The 15073-nt window shown below is 44.3% G+C and carries 15 protein-coding genes and 1 pseudogene; 6 read left to right on the forward strand and 10 right to left on the reverse strand.

Translation table 11 applies throughout. The features are described from left to right. From A7325_RS13950 to A7325_RS05035, 3 genes and pseudogenes are all read left to right on the forward strand, one after another. On the forward strand, window positions 1-165 hold a 165-nt coding region (locus A7325_RS13950), incomplete at its 5' end, for a transposase (RefSeq protein WP_413771789.1). A gap of 605 nt (window positions 166-770) precedes the next feature. Next, window positions 771-1739, forward strand: a pseudogene (gene ftsY, locus A7325_RS05030) (signal recognition particle-docking protein FtsY); the annotation flags it as partial. 62 nt (window positions 1740-1801) lie between these two features. Beyond that, window positions 1802-2374, forward strand: coding sequence for a methylated-DNA--[protein]-cysteine S-methyltransferase (locus A7325_RS05035; protein ID WP_068405174.1), 573 nt, complete (start codon window positions 1802-1804; stop codon window positions 2372-2374). 181 nt (window positions 2375-2555) lie between these two features. Here the strand turns inward: A7325_RS05035 and A7325_RS05040 are convergent, their stop codons facing one another. Both A7325_RS05040 and A7325_RS05045 read right to left on the reverse strand, forming a co-directional pair. Continuing rightward, entirely contained in the window at window positions 2556-3566 is a 1011-nt protein-coding gene (locus tag A7325_RS05040; RefSeq protein ID WP_264753695.1) for a ferrous iron transporter B, read from the reverse strand. 637 nt (window positions 3567-4203) lie between these two features. Beyond that, complete coding sequence (locus A7325_RS05045; protein ID WP_068405176.1) at window positions 4204-4953, reverse strand: YebC/PmpR family DNA-binding transcriptional regulator; 750 nt, start codon at window positions 4951-4953, stop codon at window positions 4204-4206. Between the two features lie 356 nt (window positions 4954-5309). Here A7325_RS05045 and A7325_RS05050 point away from each other — a divergent pair, with 356 nt between their 5' ends. Further along, entirely contained in the window at window positions 5310-6140 is an 831-nt protein-coding gene (locus A7325_RS05050) for an ion transporter (RefSeq protein WP_068405178.1), read from the forward strand. Here A7325_RS05050 and A7325_RS05055 read toward each other — a convergent pair. Both A7325_RS05055 and aroQ read right to left on the reverse strand, forming a co-directional pair. After that, complete coding sequence (locus A7325_RS05055) at window positions 6137-7438, reverse strand: ABC1 kinase family protein (RefSeq protein WP_068405180.1); 1302 nt, start codon at window positions 7436-7438, stop codon at window positions 6137-6139. The genes A7325_RS05050 and A7325_RS05055 overlap by 4 nt on opposite strands. 167 nt (window positions 7439-7605) lie before the next feature. Beyond that, window positions 7606-8139, reverse strand: a complete 534-nt coding sequence (gene aroQ, locus A7325_RS05060) for a type II 3-dehydroquinate dehydratase (protein WP_068405182.1) — start codon at window positions 8137-8139, stop codon at window positions 7606-7608. Window positions 8140-8649: 510 nt separating this feature from the next. Between aroQ and A7325_RS05065 the strand changes: the two genes are divergently transcribed. Further along, window positions 8650-8865 carry a cold-shock protein gene (locus A7325_RS05065; RefSeq protein ID WP_068405185.1) on the forward strand — a complete coding sequence of 72 codons (216 nt, stop codon included), beginning with the start codon at window positions 8650-8652 and terminating at the stop codon, window positions 8863-8865. A gap of 188 nt (window positions 8866-9053) precedes the next feature. Next, window positions 9054-10241, forward strand: coding sequence for a DEAD/DEAH box helicase (locus tag A7325_RS05070; RefSeq protein WP_197488872.1), 1188 nt, complete (start codon window positions 9054-9056; stop codon window positions 10239-10241). A gap of 108 nt (window positions 10242-10349) precedes the next feature. On the opposite strand, the gene A7325_RS05075 is transcribed toward A7325_RS05070, so the two are convergent. From A7325_RS05075 to A7325_RS05100, 6 genes are all read right to left on the reverse strand, one after another. Next, a complete protein-coding gene (locus A7325_RS05075; protein WP_068405190.1) occupies window positions 10350-11312 on the reverse strand; it encodes a sulfite exporter TauE/SafE family protein in 963 nt (320 codons plus the stop codon). A 169-nt stretch (window positions 11313-11481) separates the two neighbouring features. Beyond that, window positions 11482-11721 (reverse strand): cbb3-type cytochrome oxidase assembly protein CcoS, encoded by a 240-nt coding sequence (gene ccoS, locus A7325_RS05080; protein ID WP_068405191.1) that lies wholly within the window; start codon window positions 11719-11721, stop codon window positions 11482-11484. A 148-nt stretch (window positions 11722-11869) separates the two neighbouring features. After that, on the reverse strand, window positions 11870-12646 hold the full coding sequence (locus A7325_RS05085; RefSeq protein ID WP_068405193.1) for a YdcF family protein: 777 nt from the start codon (window positions 12644-12646) through the stop codon (window positions 11870-11872). Next, a complete protein-coding gene (gene murB, locus A7325_RS05090) occupies window positions 12636-13784 on the reverse strand; it encodes a UDP-N-acetylmuramate dehydrogenase (protein WP_068405196.1) in 1149 nt (382 codons plus the stop codon). The genes A7325_RS05085 and murB overlap by 11 nt, the downstream gene beginning before the upstream one ends. Window positions 13785-13927: 143 nt before the next feature. Then, a complete protein-coding gene (locus A7325_RS05095) occupies window positions 13928-14425 on the reverse strand; it encodes a low molecular weight protein-tyrosine-phosphatase (protein WP_068405378.1) in 498 nt (165 codons plus the stop codon). Window positions 14426-14616: 191 nt separating this feature from the next. Beyond that, entirely contained in the window at window positions 14617-15057 is a 441-nt protein-coding gene (locus tag A7325_RS05100; protein WP_068405197.1) for an RNA-binding S4 domain-containing protein, read from the reverse strand. Window positions 15058-15073 lie beyond the last annotated feature (16 nt).

Here is a 15073-nt window from a genome sequence, read left to right on the forward strand (position 1 = left end):
AACGAGAATACCAATGGCCTTATCAGAGAGTACTTGCCTAAGGGTTGTGACTTTAGACAAGTCTCTGATAATGAAATACAGGACATTGAGAACAAACTAAACAACAGACCAAGAAAACGATTAGGGTTTAAGACGCCTATGCAGGCGTTCTATAATATTAATTAGCGTTGCACTTGGTGTGTTAATCTAAGTTATAAATTTATGGGTTTTTATAATTTAATCATGCTCTGCGATGCTAAAGGCTAAGCGCCGCTTGAATTATGCTAAACTAGGCTAAAAATAATCGTCCGTTAAACACCAAAGGCGGGCGGCACATCATTTTAAAAACTACTGATAATGATAACTTTTAGGGCAAGCTTATGAATAATCCCAATAATAGCAATCGTGTGGTCATCAACCTCGACGGCGGTCTTGATGATTTGGATGACGATGATATTACCTTACCCAGTCTGCCAGCGCACTCGGTGCCTATCATCGAGGAGTCTGAAGATACTTCACTTACCGATACAGCGGCAGACCTACCACTAGCGACGCTGATTATTGAGACAGAAAAACAAAGCCCTGCTGCAAATACTATAGAGGGTACTGTAGAAACAACGGCAAAAAGTGCTACAAATACTGCTGCGTCGCAGTCTACAACTTCAATTCCTACGATGCCTTTGCAAGATCATCTGGGCGATAGTGCGAGCGTCACCTCTAAAAATAATAATAGCAGCGCTATTGATAAAGCAAAAACTGAGTTACAGCAGCCGACAACAGCGCCAGAAGAGTCGCAACAGTCAGAACAGACTGAGGAAAATAAGAAAAAAGGCAGCTGGTTTAATCGCATGAAGACGGGGCTGAGTAAGTCACGTAAAAATCTTGCCGAAGGGATGGTTAGTATCCTTATCGGTGGTAAAGAGATTGACGATGAGCTCTTAGAAGAAGTGGAAGACCAGCTGTTGGTGGCTGATATCGGTGTCAATGCAACCAATCGTATTATTAAGAGCCTGACTGAACAAACCGCCCGTGGCGATTTGATTTATGCCCATTCATTATATAAAGCACTGCAAACTGAGCTGGTCGATATCTTAACGCCAAAAGTTGCGCCATTAGTCATCGATACCAGTAAAAAGCCCTTTGTTATCTTGGTAGTGGGCGTCAATGGTGTTGGTAAAACGACGACTATTGGTAAACTTGCTAAGCGCCTGCAAGGTGAAGGAAAATCCGTCATGTTAGCGGCTGGTGATACGTTCCGTGCCGCGGCGACTGAACAGCTACAAATTTGGGGTGAGCGCAATCACATTCCTGTCGTTGCTCAAGGTCATGGTTCTGATAGCGCCTCTGTTATCTTTGATGCGATGCAATCTGCCAAAGCAAAAAATATCGACGTGTTAATCGCTGATACGGCAGGGCGCTTGCAAAATAAAACCCACTTGATGGCCGAGCTTGAAAAAGTCGTGCGCGTGATGCGTAAAGCTGATCCAAGCGCGCCGCATGAAGGCATGATTGTCCTCGACGCTGGCACGGGTCAAAACGCCATCAATCAGGTCGAGTTATTTAATGAAGTCGTGCCATTAACCGGTATTACCATTACCAAACTAGACGGTACGGCGAAAGGTGGTGTGGTGTTCAATATCGCTGAAACCACGGATGTGCCGATTCGTTATATTGGGGTCGGTGAGTCGATTGATGATTTGCGCGCCTTTAGTCCAAAACAGTTTGTCGCCGCTTTATTTGAGACTGACGATAAAGAGTAGCGCTCTATAGGTTTTTTACAATAAGTAAGTGTCAAAATTATGAGTGTTTAGAGGAAGGAATAATGATAGTCACCATCGCAGCGGTTGAGTCGCACCAGTTGGCGTTGATTGCCAGTACTCATGAGCATAGCAGCCCTAAGCTGGTCGAAGTCAATTGGCTGCAGGTGGGTGATTCTTGGCACAGCTCAAAATCTATTCCCAAGCTTAAAAAGCATTATGGGCTTGTCGATGAGGATTTCACCTTTATCGCTCAAAATAACCTGAGCAAAAGCGAGCCTGCTGAGGCGTTACTTCTAGAAGCGCTTGAGCAATTAGCAGCGTATTTTAAAGGTAAGCGTCAAGCATTCGACTTGCCATTAGACATAAGCTTAGGCACTGATTTTCAGCAATGCGTCTGGCAACAGCTGCAACAGATACCGCATGGTGAAACGATTAGTTATGCCACACTGGCGCAGCGAGTCGGTAATCCTAAAGGCTTTCGCGCCGTCGCCAATGCCAATGGCAAAAACCCCTTTAGCATCATCATTCCTTGTCACCGCGTTATTGCGAGCGATGGTAAATTGGGCGGTTATACCGGCGGCTTAGATAAAAAAACATACTTGCTGACGCTCGAAGGGGCTGAGGTTAAACGCTAAGGTTTTTCTTTACTAAGCCAAAAATTCTGACTATAAGTTTTTTGGCTATTTAAAACATTTGCCGCAGCCATTGCAATCCTTCGACTTTTTAAATATCACCTTGGTCCATACGTAATAAATAGATAAAACCACCATCATAAACACCAATAAATACTCGACCCATGTACTCATCATTACCTCTCTAAAATCCGAAAATTTGTCCTGTCACCCGATAGGTTAGCCACGCCATTAAACAAGCCAATACGAATAAATAGCTGGCGATGGCGATGGTTTGTTTCAAAGAATTGGTTTCGCGGCGAATAACGGCTAGCGTGGCCAAGCACATCGGCGCGTAAACATAAAATGCCAAAAATGAAAACGCAGTAGCCAATCCCCACTGCGTATGAATAATAGGAATAAGCGTCTGATTGACCGCTTCATCGCCGATGCTACCGACCGCATATACCGTGCCAAGCGCGGCAATGACGACCTTGCGCGCGGCAAGCCCTGGGATTAAAGCAATACACATCTGCCAAGTAAAACCAATGGGCGCAAAAATTGGCTCAATCATATGCCCAAGCATGCCCGCAAAACTATAATCAATCGCTGGGTTTGTCGCGCCAATCGGGGCTACGGGAAAAGTCACCAATACCCACAATATTACCGTCAGCGCAAAAATGACTGTACCGGCTCGCATTAAAAAAGCGCTTACCTTGTCCCAAAGCTCACTGGCAATATGTTTGATATTTGGCAGACGATAAGTAGGGAGCTCCATCAATAAGGGAAATGCTGCCGCTTTTGCCGTCGTGCTATGAAAGCGTTTGAATAGCCACGATACAAACGCCGCTGAAAAAATACCGGCGATATACAATACAAATAAGGTCATACCTTGTAAGTTGAAAACACCTAGGACGGTTTGATTGGAAATCACCGCTGCAATAATCAGCGCATAAATCGGCAAACGCGCCGAACACGTCAGCATGGGCAATACCGCAATCGCCACAAAACGTTCCTTATGATCGGGAATAGTACGGGTCGACATAACCGCTGGCACCGTACAAGCGAAACCTGACAACAAAGGGATAAATGAGCGTCCAGATAAGCCTACTTTAGACAATAAATTGTCCAGTAAAAAAGCGGCGCGCGGTAAATAACCTGAGTCCTCTAGTATTAATAAGAATAAAAATAGCAGGGTGATTTGTGGTACGAACACCACGACGTAATACAGTAAGTCAGGAGCAAGTCAGTAAATTAGACTGAACACTTACCTTGAATCTATAGCGATACAGCTGATTTTAATGAGCTCATCGGCGTGTAAGCTAAACTGCGCACCGGTACTCAGTTGCACCGCATAAGGCGGCTTGCCAAACAGACCTTTGGCAACGATTTAAATAGTGGTATTGGGCAGAAAGCCTAAATCTTTGAGTCGTTGACTGATAACGCCGCCGATATCACCAAAGTGCTCATTAGCGACGATGTCATTAATAATGGCAGGCTAATGCTTAGCCAAATCGAGTAACGAGCACAGATGAGTCGCTTTAGGGTTAAGCGTATGAATATTGACGACAGTGGCGGTTGGATAAGAGGGCAGAAGGGACGTACGCATAAAGAATCCTTATCCATTCTTATATGTTAATGATAATTGTTACTGTTAAAATCGAATTATATGCCTCGCTTATTGACGATACAATACCCATAAAGGATGATACAAATAACGAAAAAAAACCAGAGAGTATGATACTGTCTGGTTTTTATTTTCTGCTACGAATAATATGGTTTTTGAAGTAAGCTAATTAAATTTGCCAAGGTTTTTTGCTGGTAAATCTTAGACTAAGCTCAGACATATTAGGCTACTGTTCAAGCTGCGCCATGACTGCATCGGTAAAGCTCACATTACTATAGACTTCTTGCACATCGTCAATATCTTCTAACATATCGATCATTTTCATCACTTTTAGCGCGTCGTCGATATTATCAATCTCAGCGCTGGTGGCAGGTGCCATAGTGACTTCGGCATTATCAGAGACAAGCCCTGCGGCATTGAGCGCATCTTTTACTTGACCGAAATTTTCCCATTCGGTGATGACCAATAAGCTTTCACCATCGTTTTCGATATCTAGCGCGCCAGCTTCCAAAGCCGCGAGCATGACTTCTTCTTCTAAGCTGACATCGTTAAAAACGATTTCACCGCGTTTGGTAAACAGATAAGCGACCGAGCCTGAGGTACCAAGATTACCTTCATTTTTGGTAAAGGCATGGCGCACTTCACTGACCGTACGGTTCAGATTATCAGTCATGGTTTCTACCAGGACCGCGACGCCGCCGACACCATAGCCTTCGTAGCTGACTTCATCCATATTGTCATTATCATCGCCGCCTGTGCCACGAGCAACCGCGCGGTTGATGGTATCTCGAGTCATATTAACTGATAAAGCCTTTTCGATGACCGCCCGCAAGCGTGGGTTTTTATCAGGGTCGGGGTCACCTTGCTTGGCAGCAGAAACAATTTCACGAATAATCTTGGTAAATATTTTACCTTTCACCGCATCCTGACGGGCTTTACGGTGTTTGATATTTGCCCATTTTGAATGGCCTGCCATATGACGTCCTTACGTTTTACGGGTTGTTTATAGTGCGTCTAAAAAGTTAGTAGGCTATGCCTTGTTAACAACTTTTCATACTTGATAATGTATTGTTATTATATGATTGTGCGGTTAATACAGTGTAATAGACCTATCGGCAAGTTAACGATATGTATGTCGTTTGGCGCGCTTTTTTGCTACACTGCTATCTTCATTGTCTTGAGCGACTACTACTTAAGACGATGAAAACCGCTAGTAAAATATTGGCAGTATTATAAACCACTTTAGCGCATTTTGACCAACCTTAGCTTGCCCATATCAGCTTAAAGCGTTCGGTTTTTTATAACCATTGATTTTGTGACTATACCGACTTTATGAAACAACCAACCGCCGAAGCCATTACCCATTTGCGTAACCGCATTCATATCATTATCGAAGGCACGGATACTCGTTTGGGTAAGCTGTTTGATATTGTATTGTTGATTGCGATTTTGGCCAGTGTTGCCGTGGTAATGCTCGATAGTGTGCTATATATGCGTTTGCAATATGGTACGCTATTTCGTTATGCAGAATGGTTTTTTACTATTTTATTTACCATTGAGTATATTTTAAGGTGGTTTTCGGCGCCCAATCGCTTTCGTTATGCGTTTAGTTTCTTTGGCATCGTAGATTTATTGTCAGTATTACCCAGCTATTTAAGCCTTGTATTTGGCGGTGTGCAGTATCTGCTCGTCATTCGCATCCTACGTATCTTACGAGTATTTCGGGTACTCAAGCTCAATACCTACATGCAGCAAGCGGGCTTTCTTGCCTCAGCACTTAAAACCAGCCAACAGAAAATCACGGTATTTTTCTTATCACTCGTTTTGCTCGTCACCATTTTTGGTTCGGTTGTCTATGTGGTAGAAGGGCCGGAAAATGGTTTTACCAGTATTCCTATCTCTATTTATTGGGCAGTGGTGACGGTTACGACCACGGGCTATGGTGATATGTCACCAAAAACGCCAATCGGCCAAGCAATTGCATCGATGGTGATGATCACCGGTTATGCGATTATTGCCGTGCCGACAGGTATTTTTACCGCCGAGCTGGCACGTAACATGCGCCCACAGCTAAACCCGATTGCCTGTCCAAACTGTGGCAAATTCGGTCACGCCGTAGGAGCGGATTTCTGCGATCGCTGCGGTCATGCATTGCACGTTTAGTATTCTATGTATTCTGCCACCAGTGGCGATAAGTCGATAATCACGCCTAGATTGACCAAATTCCAATATTGACCTGAAATGGTACGGTCAAGCATCATCGTCGTTGCTGATGGCTGAAACTGACCAAAATACTTTAACGACGTGCGCATTTGGGCAATGGCTTCATGATGGGTTTGGCTGCTGCCAAAATCAAAAGGACCTTGCTGATAAGGTTCTATGGATAAGGGTTTAAGTCCAATCTCTAACCACTCTTTATAAAATTCACCCGGCACGACTTTATCATCATCGCGGCGGATATCAAGGGCAATCAAGTCTTGCTCAAGCGCGGTCACATCGCCTTTTAAGGCATGCTTAGCAAAGCGGCGAAATAATTGTACTTCGCTGTCACTATAACTGCGGATACCACCAAAATCATAAGCGACAACGCTACCATCGGTGCGAAAGGCAAAGTTGCCAGGGTGGGGGTCGCAGTGCATACGATATAAACCAAATAGCTGTCCGGCGCTAAAATGAAACAGGCGCTTAGCGATTTTTTGCTTAACGTCGTTATCCCAAGTTGCAGCAACAGCAAGCGGATCACCCATCTCTTCGGTCAAGGTCAAAATGCGCTTGGATGAATGGCTACTGATCACTTTAGGGATAATTAGCCCTTCATCATCGGCATGAAAGGCGCCAAATACCTGTAGATTGTGCGCCTCTTTAACGTAGTCGAGCTCGTCATGCAAACTTTGGCGAATCTCATTAAACAGCTGCTCTTGTAACTGCTTACTCATATTGAGGACGCCAGCTATTTTTAGCGCCATGCGTACTTGTTTTAGATCGCTATCGCAGTTTTCATCGACATCAGGATACTGCACCTTTACCACCACCCTTTGTCCAGAGGGCAAAATCGCTCTGTGCACTTGGCCGATTGATGCCGCGGCAAATGGCGCTTCTTCAAATTGGGTAAATAACTCAGCAATAGGCGCTTTTAATTCACGCTCAACTTGCGCGCGTATTTGTCCATAAGGCATCGGCGGCGCGTCTTTTTGGAGTTTCTCTAAAGCGGTCGCGACTTCAGGTGGAAACACGTCTTTATATTGGGAGGCGATTTGTCCCACTTTCATCACCGCGCCTTTCATTTCACCAAGCGTTTCAGCGATTTGCACACCGACGTCTTGCATCAGCGCTGAGCGCGCTTCTAGACGTTTTTCTTCGTCACTTGAGAGGTGCTTTAATGAGTTTTTAGCAGCTTTACCGGCAATACTTGCGGTCATGCCAGCGAGTTTCATAAAGCGTTTTCCGGACGATTTTGCCATTCATATCACCATATCGTGGGTTGTTTTTCATGCGCTCATATTATTACTTTCATCATATCATTGCTGTTTGACTAATGTGCCAAAAGCAACTTGATCGCAACTTCAATGCTAATAGTCTTGTGCTTATTTGACGTTTTCTTTATATAGATAAAGTCATAATCTCTACGTTAACCGTCTAATTTTAAAGCATAAGTATGGGTTAGCCAATAATCCAATGCCATCTGATAACCCAAATGCCCGAGACCGCAAATCACGCCGACGGCTATATCGCTTAAATACGAATGCTGCCGAAACGGCTCACGAGCATGAACATTGGATAAATGCACCTCTATAAAGGGTTTTTGTGTTGCCAATAGCGCGTCGCGTATCGCCACTGAGGTATGGGTAAAAGCAGCAGGATTGATAATAATTGCATCTACTTGTACAGCGGTTTCTGCTAAAAGACCATAATATTGAATCTCATCGACCAGTTTGCCCTCATGGTTTGATTGGATACAAATCAGCTCGATACCGTATTTGGCGGCACGCTCGATCAAGTTTTTCTCAATATCAGCAAGGGTCGTATGGCCATAGATTTCTGGCTCACGTTTACCAAGTAGGTTAAGATTAACGCCATTGATCAGCAATAATTTGTGCGTCAACGTCTTATCATTTTGTTGTAGATTGCTATTTGCTTTTATTGGCTGAGAAGTGGTTGTCATAGTTATAGTTGGCTCTACAATTATTAAGGTAAGTGGGTTGCTATTATTAAAAATAAGCGGCGCCGTACTTTTATGACGGTGCTTTTTTGAAATTTTAAGAAAGAAAATACATCAAATATACGATGTTTTAGACCTTTATCATAACAGTTTGTCAGCATGGTTATAAAAATAACCGCAAAAACTGCCATAAGGGCTAAAAATCATATGAAAAGTCTTTATGTTGCCAAAAACCCATGCTATGATATTTTTTACGCAACAAATATTACTTGTTTGTTGCTAGCGCTGATATAAGCAAATAATATAATGCTTAGAGTATTTTGATAGTTGCTTATGTTGGTGAGGATGAATTTACTATACGCTGATTCATAAAGAGAGTAATAACAGGCTTTATGAGGCGATGATGGTATGTAAAGTAGTACTCTTACATTTTGATTTCATAATCTTCAACCCCGTTTATATGCAATGTCGCAAAGGAATTTGGGGTTAAGTGACTTTTTAGGAAGTAATATTATGTCAGCTCGTGAGCAAGGTATCGTTAAGTGGTTTAATGACTCAAAAGGCTTTGGTTTCATTCAACGTGATAGCGGCGAAGATATTTTTGTCCATTTCCGCGCGATCCAAGGTGATGGTTATCGCTCTTTAAAAGATGGCGAAAAAGTCGAGTTCAGTGTGGTTGAAGGCGAAAAAGGCCTGCAAGCTGAAGAAGTCAGAAAAGTAGAAGAGTAATCGCTACCGACATTAATGCCGTTTGGCTATAATGTCGTTACAAACTACTGATATACTACTAAGTCAAGCCCGTCTGTCTTGCCTATGTTGAATAGAACGCAGCATATTTGGTAAGTTTAGATGTTAGGCTTGGCTTTTTTATGCATGCTTGTTTTATTGTTTGTCTGCTTAGCGCAGATATGCTATTAATGGCAGGCAAATTATACAAAAGGATATTTTTTTTGAGTACTTTTAAGACGTTTACCGATTTGCCGTTATCAAGTGCCACTTTGCGAGCTGTAAATGATTTAGGCTTTACTGAATTGACACCCATTCAAGCACAGATATTACCGCATACATTGGCAAATCAAGACGCTATCGGACAGGCGCAAACCGGTACTGGCAAGACGGCAACGTTTTTATTGACTATTATGGAAGCACTGCTTAAGCGCCCCTTTGCTGCCGATGAAAAACGCTATTTGGGCGAGCCAAGAGCCGTTGTTATGGCGCCAACGCGTGAGCTTGCCCAGCAGATATTTGATGACTGTATTGCTCTGACCAAATATACTTCGCTTCACAGCGTTTGTATCATGGGTGGTACCAATTATGAAACTCAGCAGCATGAGCTTGAGCGCCAATATGTCGATATCTTAATTGCGACTCCAGGGCGTTTGATTGACTTAATGCATAAAGGCATGGTTTATCTCGATCGCGTGGAAGTGTTGGTGTTAGATGAAGCGGATCGTATGCTCGATATGGGTTTTATCCCAGATATCAAACGCTTGGTTGGTCGTATGCCGCCGAATACTGATCGTCAAAGCTTGCTGTTTTCTGCCACCTTTAACCAAGATGTGATGAATCTTGCCTATCGCTGGTTACATGAGCCAGAATTTGTAGAAATTGAGCCTGAGCATAAAACCAGTGAATTGGTCGATCAGCATTTTTACTTATTAACCGAAGATCAAAAGCTCGCCGCGGTCGAGCGTTTCATCACTGATGAGACAGTAGAGAAGGTGATAATTTTTGCCAACCGTAAAGACCAAGTGAAGCGTTTGTATCATAAGCTGCGTCAAGCGCATAAAATCGTCATGTTATCAGGAGATGTGATTCAGCAAAAGCGTGAAAAATATCTGCAACGCTTTAAAGATGGTCATGCTTCTGTGTTGGTGGCAACCGATGTGGCGGGGCGCGGCATTCATGTGGATGATGTCAGCCATGTGATTAATTATACCTTGCCAGATCAGCCAGATGATTACGTACACCGTATTGGGCGTACGGGACGCGCTGGACAAACCGGTATCAGTATCAGCTTTGTCAGCGAAGACGATGCTTTTAATATCCCAGCGCTAGAGAAGCATTTGGATACCAAGTTTCGTCTTCAGCAGTGGCAGGAATGATTTTATTAAAACAACTTTTATTTTGATAAATATTGCTGCATAAAAAAGCCCTTAACGTCATCATGATGTTAAGGGCTTTTTTATAGGGTCATGATATTTTTTATGCTGCTATTGAGCAGTTTCTGGCATAGCTTCATGAGGATGGCTATTCATTTGCTGCTCATCTGTCATATTATGCATATTGTGATTCATAGCGTTATCTGCATCATGTGGCATATCATGCATTGAGCCATTCATAGCGGGCGTCATCTCGTGCTGCATGTTGTTCATATTATGATGGGCGGTGGTCGCTGTTGTCGCTTCAGAGGAAGTATTGCTATCGGCCATCATAGCGGCGTGGCTGCCATGATTCATTTGAGCATGCTCACCATGTCCATTACCGCCGCCGTGGCCACCATGCATGCTAGCCATTATCATAGGAACAAAAGCAACCGCTAAGCCAGATAACACCATGATAGCGCCATTAATTTGTCTTAAACGCATACGGCCAATTTTTTCACGTAGCCAACCGACCGTTTCGTGGGTAGCCACTAACATCGGTACAGTTCCTAAACCAAAGACAAACATCAATGCCGCACCGCCTAGTGGATTATGAGCAACGACAGCGATAAGTAGCGCACCATAAACCAAGCCGCAAGGTAAAAAACCCCATAATAACCCTGCCGCTAAAGCACGCGGAAAGGTATTAAGTGGAAATACTTTTTGGCGAAGCGGACTAAGGAATTGCCAAAAACGCATGCCGACGCGCTCAAGTTTGGCTAAAAATGGCGCGCCAAGCATGGTGACGCCCACAAAGACCAATACCAAACCTAATAAGATACGAGGCATACTGTTGCCCGTCATCAACGGCTCTAAAACAGTGGTGCCAACAAGTCCAGCAACCAAGCCCAAAAATGCGTAACTGCTTAAACGTCCGAAATGATAGGTCGCTATCAAAGCACGGCGCTTAGCAGGGCTGACATCTTTCATCGATAAACTAAATGCCGCGACCAAACCGCCACACATGCCTAAGCAATGCGGTGAACCTAAAAATCCCATTAGTAATGCCGCAACGAGTAAAGCTGTGGTCATGGGGGTTTCTCCTAAAAATGGTAAAGGGTGAGCCTGCTTTTATCCTTGCCCTAAAGAAATGATAAAAACAGTCAGGTATAAATGAGATATAAAAGGCTAAAGGATTGAGTTTTATTGATAGATATTTGCTTTATTAAGACGATATCGGTAAAAGGTGAATCGGTAGCACTCAATCGTCGATTCTGTTGGAGTCTGCTGGATCATTGGTTTGCGGCGCTTGAGGGGTATTCTCGTTAGGCTCATGGGCTTGAATGGTTTGGCGACGCTCTTGTCGGTCATCCAAGATAATGCGCTGCGATGCATTATCTAAATCTTCAAATTGGTTTGATCGAACCGCATAGCGTATTGCCCAGATAGCGACCACGAACAGCATTAAACTTAAAGGAATTAATAAAAATATACTGAGCATGGCAAACCTCTTTCATAGCAGTTTCTTATATTATACACTTATTGCAAGTGTTATAAATGTTCTATAAAGTTCAAAAATAAGACAGTGGATAATGGGGCAATAATAGGTATCTAATGATATTAAAACTAAAACAGTAAATGCCAGCTGGCTATTGCTCAGTAGGGTTTTTAGCGACATTACCCCTTGGGGTTAATAGTTGCTGCGAGGTCACATCATTTGCTTGGCGACAGTTTGTTTGCGGACGAATGACATCACGTAAGTAAGCGGCAACTTCATAAACTGCCCGCCGCGAATGGCTTAAGTTTTGCGCTGGTTCCATCCAATCACGCCGTACCGGTAAGGGCGCATTAATTGGCGTACTATTAATGCCATTTAAAGCAAACTGTCTGCGCGCGCGCGCCATGTGATAGCTGTCGGTGATAAGGTACACATGATACAGAGGAATGCGCTTGGCAGTAAAACGCGCATTTTCACAGGTATTCATACTGGCGTTTTCGCTGATAAGCCCTTCAATTCCATGGTCAATAAGCCACTGACCAAGCCAAGGCGCTTCGGCGCCGCTCAGGACAATAGGTAGCGGCAAGTCATGATAGGCGGTAGCTGCTGTACGGGCGCGATTAAGGCTATAACTATTGAGAATAGTTTGATTGTTATTGTCATTGGTCAAGCCGCCGCCCAACACCACATAAGCGGTCGGCGGAGAACTCATGGCGGCAGGTGGCATCTTTGGTAAGGGTAAATGTGCTAAGAGATAAACCACCGCTTGCGAAAATAGCGGGGTAAACAAACTGATAAGAACGAGAATAACGGCCGTTGAGCCAAGCAAAAAAGTGGCATTAATAATACGAAACAGCTTTATCATACGCTCAGCTGAACGTAAATAAGAGCGCCATAAGCGCTTGGACCATGATCGCTTAGACCACATGCTCATCAAATCCAATAGAGCCGTCAGCATTTACCCAAACCGGCTCGCGCGCCAATTCAATCGCAAACTTCTCATAGACAATGTCAGCGATATGCTGCTGCGCTTTTGCCACATCCGCTTGCGTCGCTTGATATGGGCTGTGATTAGTCAACACTAACGCTTGCTGCTGATGGGTGAGTATTGGCGCTAACCCATGCCCCTTTAGACCAGCCTGTTCAATTAACCAGCCAGCTGCCACCTTAACCATGGCATCGGGCATTGGATAGCCAACGATGGTAGGATAGATGGCTTTTAGCGCTATAAATTGCGCTTGAGGAATAATGGGGTTTTGAAAAAAGCTGCCGCAATTGGGTAGCTGCTTAGGGTCGGGCAGCTTCTGCTGGCGAATATCTATAATCGCTTGCATGACATCAGCAGGATTGGGCTGGCTGCGTCCTCGCTGCTCGGCATAGCGCTGCGAAACCGTCTGCACATCACCGTAGCTGGCAAGGATCTTGCTGGGATCGGTATGCAGACGAAAACCAACACGCGTAATCAGCCAAGTATTGGGCGCACGCTTAAAAACACTATCACGGTAGCCAAACTCACAGTCTGCTGCTGTTAGCTGATGCCAAGTTTGGGTTGGCAGATGATAAGCACGCACGTATTCTAGGCTGTCTTCTAATTGCACACCGTAAGCGCCGATATTTTGTACCGGCGCCGCGCCAGTCAAACCTGGTATCAGTGCCAGATTTTCAAGGCCATACCAACCTTGAGCAACCGTATGCATGACCAAGTCGTGCCAGTTTTCACCGGCCATTACTTCGATATCGACATAACCGTCTGTCCGCGCTGTCACGCTAATACCGCGCATCTGTGGCCGTAAGACAATCGCATTTAGGTTTGCAGGCAATAAAACGTTACTGCCGCCCGAGAGCACGAACAATGGCTTAGTAGATGCTCCCTCTTTTCCGTAATCTGCCATAAAGTCATCAAGCTGTGCCTCATCGGTTAGTGTGACGACCACATCCGCCATAGATGCTAATGCCATGGTATTGCTATGCGACAAATCGACTAAATTATCCTGCGATATATTCACTGCAAGATTGGTTGGTGTCGCAGGTTGAGCGCTGAAATCATGGCGTAAAGCTGAGGTCATAACATAGCCTATAGGGCAAATAAACAAAAAATCATGCGGTGTTTATTATAAAGGATGAGCGGCATAAAAGTAGCAGAAATATAGCACTTTATCGCTAACTATTATTGAGTGTGGTTAAACATTTAGCGCTAAGAACTATTAAACTAAGCAGTTTTCCAACTTTCAATCCAAGCTTGTGAACTGGATTCAATACGTTCAATCACTTCTTCGAAAGCATCGGCGTCCCCTTGATAAGGGTCTGGTACATTGTCGCCGCCGTAAGTTGGGTCTTCTTCACTAAATAATGCCAGTTTGGCAAGCTTGCCATCTGTATCGCTGATACTGTCTTTTATGGCTTGTAGGTCAGCTAAGTTTTGCGCATCCATCGCCAAAATTAAATCAAACTTACGAAAATCATCAGCGCTCACTTGACGCGCGACCAGCTTATTGATGTTATAACCATGGGCTTTGGCGTGGCGCTGTGCCCGCTCATCTGGCGCATGACCAATATGCCAGTCTCCCGTACCTGCTGAATCCACTTTCATCGCCAGCCCTGCAATCGCTGCTTGCTGACGGAAAATCTCTTCGGCGGTCGGTGAACGGCAAATATTCCCCAAACAAACCACTAGAACAGAGGAAGGAGTAGACGCTTTGATTGGCATATAATGACCTTTTATCACAACAAAAAAACATGCCATCAAGACCAGCATAATAATGCGGTTGCTTAGCATGTTATCGAATAAATGAATTGGTGGTTAGCGTAACGGTTAATACCTTGAATGGCAAGAGCAGAGGTAAACAATAGGGTCACGCTAGGCAATAAATAATAGAATACTGCTGTTACTGACAGCCTTTATTCTTGCTTGTTTTTAAAGCGTTGTAAATCACGACGCTCTTTTTTATTGGGTTTATTATCAGGGCGGGCAAGATTGGCCAGTTTGCGCTGTTCGGCATAGTAGGCGCGGCGCTCTTCGCTTTCTTCAGTCTCAGAATACAGCGCTTGGGCGGCAGTTGCATTACCACGTTGGGCACTTAGCGCTTCGACAATCACAGTTTTTTCAGTCATGGCGGTGGCTGAGCCTTGGCGAATACTGAGCTCATCTCCGACAGCAATCTCTTTACTGGTTTTGACACGGCTCCCTGCATAATGGACGCGACCGCTTTCGATGGCTTCTTTGGCAAGGGTGCGGGTGCGATAAAAGCGTGCGGCCCATAACCATTTATCAAGCCGCATACGCACGGCATCCGGTTGGCTGTGGCTCGGCTGATTGTGGTTTTTATTATGTTTACTCATCAAAACCTCATAAATA

Origin of the sequence: Psychrobacter sp. SHUES1, from assembly GCF_001652315.1 — a bacterium.
Lineage (GTDB): Bacteria > Pseudomonadota > Gammaproteobacteria > Pseudomonadales > Moraxellaceae > Psychrobacter > Psychrobacter faecalis.